General features: G+C 47.1%; 8 protein-coding genes. 2 read left to right on the plus strand and 6 right to left on the minus strand.

Annotated features, from left to right (window positions below):
• Positions 1–65: 65 nt before the first annotated feature.
• Together JFN88_RS12455 and JFN88_RS12460 are read left to right on the plus strand one after the other, a co-directional pair.
• Positions 66–389: a hypothetical protein gene (locus JFN88_RS12455; protein WP_199019625.1), complete on the plus strand. Its 324-nt coding sequence runs from the start codon at positions 66–68 to the stop codon at positions 387–389.
• 207 nt (positions 390–596) lie between these two features.
• Complete coding sequence (locus tag JFN88_RS12460; protein WP_199019626.1) at positions 597–1,199, plus strand: hypothetical protein; 603 nt, start codon at positions 597–599, stop codon at positions 1,197–1,199.
• Between the two features lie 224 nt (positions 1,200–1,423).
• Here JFN88_RS12460 and JFN88_RS12465 read toward each other — a convergent pair whose 3' ends face one another.
• From JFN88_RS12465 to JFN88_RS12490, 6 genes are all read right to left on the minus strand, one after another.
• A complete protein-coding gene (locus JFN88_RS12465) occupies positions 1,424–2,176 on the minus strand; it encodes an N-acetylmuramoyl-L-alanine amidase (protein WP_199019627.1) in 753 nt (250 codons plus the stop codon).
• The gene (locus tag JFN88_RS12470; protein WP_199019628.1) at positions 2,176–2,448 is read right to left on the minus strand and encodes a phage holin family protein; all 273 of its coding nucleotides are present in this window, start codon (positions 2,446–2,448) and stop codon (positions 2,176–2,178) included. The genes JFN88_RS12465 and JFN88_RS12470 overlap by 1 nt, the downstream gene beginning before the upstream one ends.
• A gap of 46 nt (positions 2,449–2,494) precedes the next feature.
• The gene (locus tag JFN88_RS12475; protein ID WP_233167766.1) at positions 2,495–2,782 is read right to left on the minus strand and encodes a hemolysin XhlA family protein; all 288 of its coding nucleotides are present in this window, start codon (positions 2,780–2,782) and stop codon (positions 2,495–2,497) included.
• 31 nt (positions 2,783–2,813) lie between these two features.
• Entirely contained in the window at positions 2,814–2,942 is a 129-nt protein-coding gene (locus tag JFN88_RS12480; RefSeq protein ID WP_199019629.1) for an XkdX family protein, read from the minus strand.
• The gene (locus tag JFN88_RS12485) at positions 2,942–3,256 is read right to left on the minus strand and encodes a hypothetical protein (protein WP_199019630.1); all 315 of its coding nucleotides are present in this window, start codon (positions 3,254–3,256) and stop codon (positions 2,942–2,944) included. Before JFN88_RS12485 ends, JFN88_RS12480 begins: the two co-directional genes overlap by 1 nt.
• A gap of 12 nt (positions 3,257–3,268) precedes the next feature.
• Positions 3,269–6,100, minus strand: a 2,832-nt coding sequence (locus JFN88_RS12490) for a hypothetical protein (protein WP_379166855.1), incomplete at its 5' end; no start/stop codon positions are given.

The raw sequence follows: 6,100 nt of genomic DNA on the forward strand, positions 1-6,100 counted from the left end.
TCAAAATATGATTTGCCCGCATTAACACAGGCCCTTCGGGGGCCTCTCGGAAAGGATGACGTAACATGAACATTGAATTAACGGACTGCCCGCAGGTTTTGCAGGATCGCGTGCGACAGTTGTTGGAGTCGATTCCGACAAAGGTCATCGCCGTAAGACGTATCGAGTCCTTGCCTTACAAAGATAAGTCGGTTGTGGTAACTCGGTACAAGGCGTACCTTCAATACGCTTACGAGATATCGATCCTCTCGATGTCTGTCACAACAGGCCTGGAGGACGTATTAGACGGACAACTAAGTCAAAACACTATCAATGGTGGGGATATACTCACCATCTTGGAGGCAGCGGATTACATCAAGGACGATGTGATTCGCCTCCTAAACAAATAAAAGCCGCATCATGGTCCCAATCCATACCGTTATGACGTCATTAACGGTAAAAGTGGACACTAGCGGCTCGTTAGCTTCGCAGGCGGTCACCTGCTACTCTAGCTTTACTTATTCTAACATTTCATCTTACGCCCGACAAGGCGTGCTATAACAAAAAAACAATTTGGTTTGCGGTAATCCATAAAACCGCATTATAAGGAGGATAAAATGAAAGATTTTCTTTACGTAGGTAAAAGGATTCATTATTATAAATCTCTGCCCACACTGAAAGATGAATGGCGGGAGTGGATTGTGGTTAGAAATGCTTCTCTCGAGGATGAGCAGAAGCTAGTCAGTTTGGGATTTAAAGAGATTGAATTTTATCCGCACAGTTTCACCTGTGACGATGAGGATTCCTGCACAGGTTGCGAGTTCTGCGCATATCTAGGTTTCATTTACGGGCGTATTTTCGACAACCCGCAGGACTGTTTCAAAGAATTAGATAAGTATTTGTTCGGTTCTGACTACACCGACACTTCAATAAAAGAAGCCGAAGAAAACAAGGAAGATAATCTTTTCAAACTAGAGAGTCAATCAGATAGTCAACTCAGCTTTAAAAACTCTTCTAAAGATTGGCTTCATACCGATCTTCAAGACGTAGAGAGTATAGAAATAACAGAAAGCTCTCACGTTGAATTAAGATTCTATCACCCGGGTGGCTCTAACAGAATTAAAACTCGCTTTGATGAGCAATTAGTGCGTCTGTCAACAGACGCACTAATTAAAAAAATTATAAAGAAGGAGGAAGATAAACTCTATTACAGAGCGTGAAAGGTAAAAGCAAAACCCCCAGAGGTTCTTCCTCATGGGGGTTTTGCTTTTAATGATTTAAATGAAAAATCAAAACATCAAAAATATCTAATTCGTAGTTTCAATCCACGCGCTCACTCGGAGCGCGAAACAAGCCAAAGCAACTGGAATGTAGTTTGTATTGTAAAATGTTTCAATCCACGCACTCACAAGGAGGCTACAATTGAATATTAGCATATTGATATTTATTTTGTCAACAGCCTTGAGATAATAACTGCCAACTCCGCACGCGTCACCGGCTGCTCCGGCTTGAACGTGCCGTCAGCATATCCTTTGATAATTCCTGCGTCTACTGCCGTGCTGATCGCACCAGCGGCCCAGTGGCCTGCTGGCACATCCTTGAATTGTCCTGACATATCTGGTTCCTCCCCTTTCTTCTTTTTCAGCCCGTAGAATTCCACAATGCCCTTGACGATGGCCCCGGCGCATTTTCGGCGGTATGCGTCCGACTTCAACAATTCCGCTTCTTCCCGGTTCGTCATGAACCCGCACTCTACCAGTATTGCGGTCATGTTGCTGTAATTTAGTACCCCAACGTCATCACGATACTGCAAACCTCGGTCTCTCAGCCCCGTGGCCCTAATCAGTTCACGTTGAACCGCGTTTGCCAGGGCCACTGCTTGCGCTGGTTTGCGATAATCAACAAGAGTTTCAATCCCATTCGCACTGTTCCAGCTGTCGCCATGGGCATTTGCGTGGACGGACACGAACAGATCAGCAGGCCAAGTATTTGCCGTCTTGTAACGAGTGTTAATTGGCACATCTTCATTGTCGTTAAAGGTGCTAGTGCGAACCTCCACGCCATCATATTCCACCAGCGCCGCCGCTATGTAGCGAGCTGTTACGCTGTTGAAATGGTACTCTCGCATACTATCATCCGGGCATCGTTTTCCCTGAGTGTTCGGACCGTGTCCGGCATCAATCGCAATTTTAATCATTAATTTTCACCCTCCTTGGCTCTAGCAGCCTGTTTAATAAACTGGTGTCCAAGTACAGCAAACGCTCCGCACAAGATGCCTTGAATGACCGATTCAGCCGACCAGCCCAGCACGAATCCAGTTAAAACAACCGCAAATCCTGTAACAATATAGACAATGCTCCAATCAGGGATGCGCGGCGTTTGCTTGAGCATTGTCCCAATTAGCCAGCAAGCCGCTACAACAGCCACAAGCTCCGGTGCGATTAATTCAAAAATAAAACTCCATTCCATTTTTCATCAGCTCCATTTATTTTTTAAAATTTCCAAACGCTTGGGATTATGGTTCAAGCACCCTGAACAAAATTGTCAGCATCCAGCCTATGACTCCGGTGATCAGAGATGTCGCAACTGTACGTTTCAGCCATTTATTGCTTTCTTTCAATTCATTGATTTGATGCTGCCCTGATTTGGCGTATTGCAGAGCTTCCTTGGCATCATCTTTGGCAATTTCCACTTCCTTTCTCACATCCTTCATGGCATCAACTTTTGTACCAAGTTCTCTGATGTCCAAACGGACATTGATCATTTGATCATTAAGAGCTTTCATCTCCCCGGATTCGCTCATCTCTCTACCTCCCCCAAATAAAAAGCTCCGCTTATGCGGAGCCGATAATATCGTCTGCCTGTTCGGTTGTAATCCAGCCAGCAGCGACAAAAACCTGAATATTCGCCTCAGTGTAGAATCCCTGCTTATAATACTGCTTAATATGCGGATACCAATTCATTACCCTTCACCTCCGGCGGCCTGCATCTGCGCCATCATAAGCAAGATTTGCGCGTTTTGAGCTTTTAACTCTTGCATTTCCTCTTCCGGGGTAAGTGGCCTTTCATACTCTTCCAGCCACTGTTCTCCCGTTTCAGGGTTTACATACCAGGTGTGCCCCCTTCCCGGCGCATACTCTGGAAAGATAATTTCTTCTGAAACTTCTACGCCCTGGCTCCTATCCAAAGCGGAATTTTCGGGAACCTCTAGATTATAGATGGTTTCGACAAGTAGTTTGTCTGGAGCCAAGAGCGTGCCCGTTAACAATTTTGACATATGATTACTCCCTTAGTTTAAAATTTTATACGATAATACAGCTTCTCTTAATTTGCGGATGGATTTGCTTCCGCTGTTGACATCATGCGCACAGTAGACATTGCCCGCACTGTCTACGGCTACATCACGACCATACATCACATCCGTTTTGGACCAAATCTCGGCTCCCGAAGAGTCCAGTTTGCGGATTGATTTATCACCGCTAGTATAGTGCGCACAGTAGACATTTCCTGCGCTGTCTAAGGTTACACCATACCCGTTTGAAACATCCGTTTTGGACCAAATCTCGGCTCCCGAAGAGTCCAGTTTGCGAATTGATTTACTTCCTCCGCTGGCAGAGTGCGCACAGTAGACGTTTCCTGCGCTATCTACGGTTACATCGTTGCCGTTTGAAACATCCGTTTTGGACCAAATCTCGGAACCGGAAGAGTTTAGTTTGCGTATGGACTTATTTCCTGCGCTGGTAGCAAACGCACCGTATACATTCCCTGCGTTGTCTAAGGCTACACGATTTGCAAACGGCATATCCGTTTTGGACCAAATCTCGGCTCCCGAAGAGTTTAGTTTGCGGATTGATTTAATCTCGCTACCAACATAATGCGCACAGTAGACATTTCCCGCATTATCTACGACTACACCGCTGCCCCCAGAAATATCCGTTTTGGACCAAATCTCGGCTCCCGAAGAGTCCAGTTTGCGGATTGATTTACTACCTGTACCGACAGCGTGCGCACAGTAGACATTGCCCGCACTGTCTACGGCTACATCGTACCCGGTTGAAACATCCGTTTTAGACCAAATCTCGGCTCCTGAGGAATCCAGTTTGCGAATTGATTTACCCGATACAACATGCGCACAGTATACATTTCCCGCACCGTCTACGGTTATACCACACCCGTTTGCAACATCCGTTTTGGACCAAAGTTCCGCTCCTGTGTAATCAACGATCTGTAAGGATGTTGCAAGTATTTGCTCCCCTATACTGTAATCCCCCCCATCACCCTGTAAGATAAAATCCGTGCCGTTATAAACGAGCGTGTATACCGAGTTGGCTTTAAGCTGCCCTGCTGCCGGAGCGCTTCCGTTTGGTTTCAAAATCGATCTGTTTGAATTGCTATTTACGTTAAGTGTCGGGTTTGCACCGTTGGCCGTGTGAAACTTGACAGTGACGCGCAGCCCCTCGACCAGTGTAGGCACTGGACTTAGCGTAAGGGTATAAGCCGTTCCCGTTCCGGCTGTTGTACCGTATCCGTTGCGATTGTTACTAAGCTGCTTGTCTGATGAAGACATCAAACCATCAAACACTGTTGTCGCCACAGCCGTACTTGCCTTGCCATTCCAAGTTGACTTCTCTGCATCGGTAACAAGCCGATTGCTTGCATCCTGGGAAATCTCATTCGCAGCAATTTGCTGCCAAGACGCGCTTCCTGGCGTGCTTCCGGCCTTCAAAACTTTTCCGTTGTTCGCAGTTCCCGTCGAGGGGACATGAAGATTCCCATCGCCAGTCGGATGCTCATAGTGATTAGCGAACTCCTGGATACCGTCGAGTTTTATTCGTTCATAATCTGTGACAAAACGATGGTTCTCATCTTCGAGTATTTCAGATGAGAGAATCTGCACCTTTGCAGGTACAAACGCGGTTGTGTCTGTCGTAAACACCGGTGATAAAGCAAGGGAATTGATTACGGGATCGGTCTTCGAAGGAATCACACCGCGTACGGTGACGACAAACCCGTTTGCATATCCCGTATTTGTTGTGGCCAGACGTATCCGGTACCTATTGTTGGTAGTGTCGAAAACGACATCAGATATGCTGATGTAGTCGCCTGCTTTGCCGTCTGCTACCGTGTATCTAGCAAACTGGCTTGATATATTGCCAAAAGTTGAAGAGGCGATGGCTATTGTCTTAACAACTCTCCCGATAGCATTTATACCGTTCCAGTTTCCCGTAACCTCTATCTCTAGGTAGGCAATATGCCCACCGCTATCCGGGGAATAGTAGATATCCGCTTTCTGGTTATTTGTGCTGGCGGTAAATGCAACAACCCCCAAAACCTTTTCAAATCTATACCCTCCCAACTTGCGGAGGAAAGCATTGTTTATGGCGTTGACATCGAGTCGAAGATCGATTAACCGCGCATCGTCTACGACTTGTATCCAATCCTGAATGTCATTACGCAAAGTTTCCCGCGCAAGCTGCTGCGTGTTGGCTGACACAGCGGAGCCGAGATTTCCAGCGTAAAAAGCCGTGGCCGCACTAATCGCCGCTGAGTAGGCATAGCGGTCAAGGGCGATGTAGGAAGAAAAGTAATCAGCGGACAGATCGTAATCAGCAAACGGTATGTGCGCTCGTGTAATGCCTTTTGCCAAAGTCGCGTTGGCCAGGATCGTCCATTTGCGATCGATGTCCGTACCTTTGTATATCGCCAAAATAGTTTCAGCCGGGCGTTTAAAAACGGATGCCGGAAGGGTCGTAAAGTTTAATCGGTATACACCGGACGCCGAGTCAAGCACTGGAGTAACCTTTTCCCGGAGCATCGCCGCCTCACGCATCTCCAGCGCATTAACGCCGGAATGGAGGCTAATTGCGCCCTCGATACGAGCAGTCGACGTTACAGGATTGACCAGTTGGTATTGCAGCGTTGCATACGCTGTCCAGCCGGGGGCTTTATTCGCTGCTACGTAAGCCTCCGTATTGGTTGGCGGTGCGCTGCCGTCCAGGATCGATACCCAGGAGTTGTAGGCTGTGCTGCTGTTACCCACTGCACGCCAACCATTTAGCAAAGCCTTGATAGCATTTTGATTAGGCGTCAAAGTCCCTGACCAACCTGAATCAGCATTAGC

Source organism: Paenibacillus roseus (assembly GCF_016424485.1).
GTDB classification, from domain to species: domain Bacteria; phylum Bacillota; class Bacilli; order Paenibacillales; family Paenibacillaceae; genus Paenibacillus_D; species Paenibacillus_D roseus.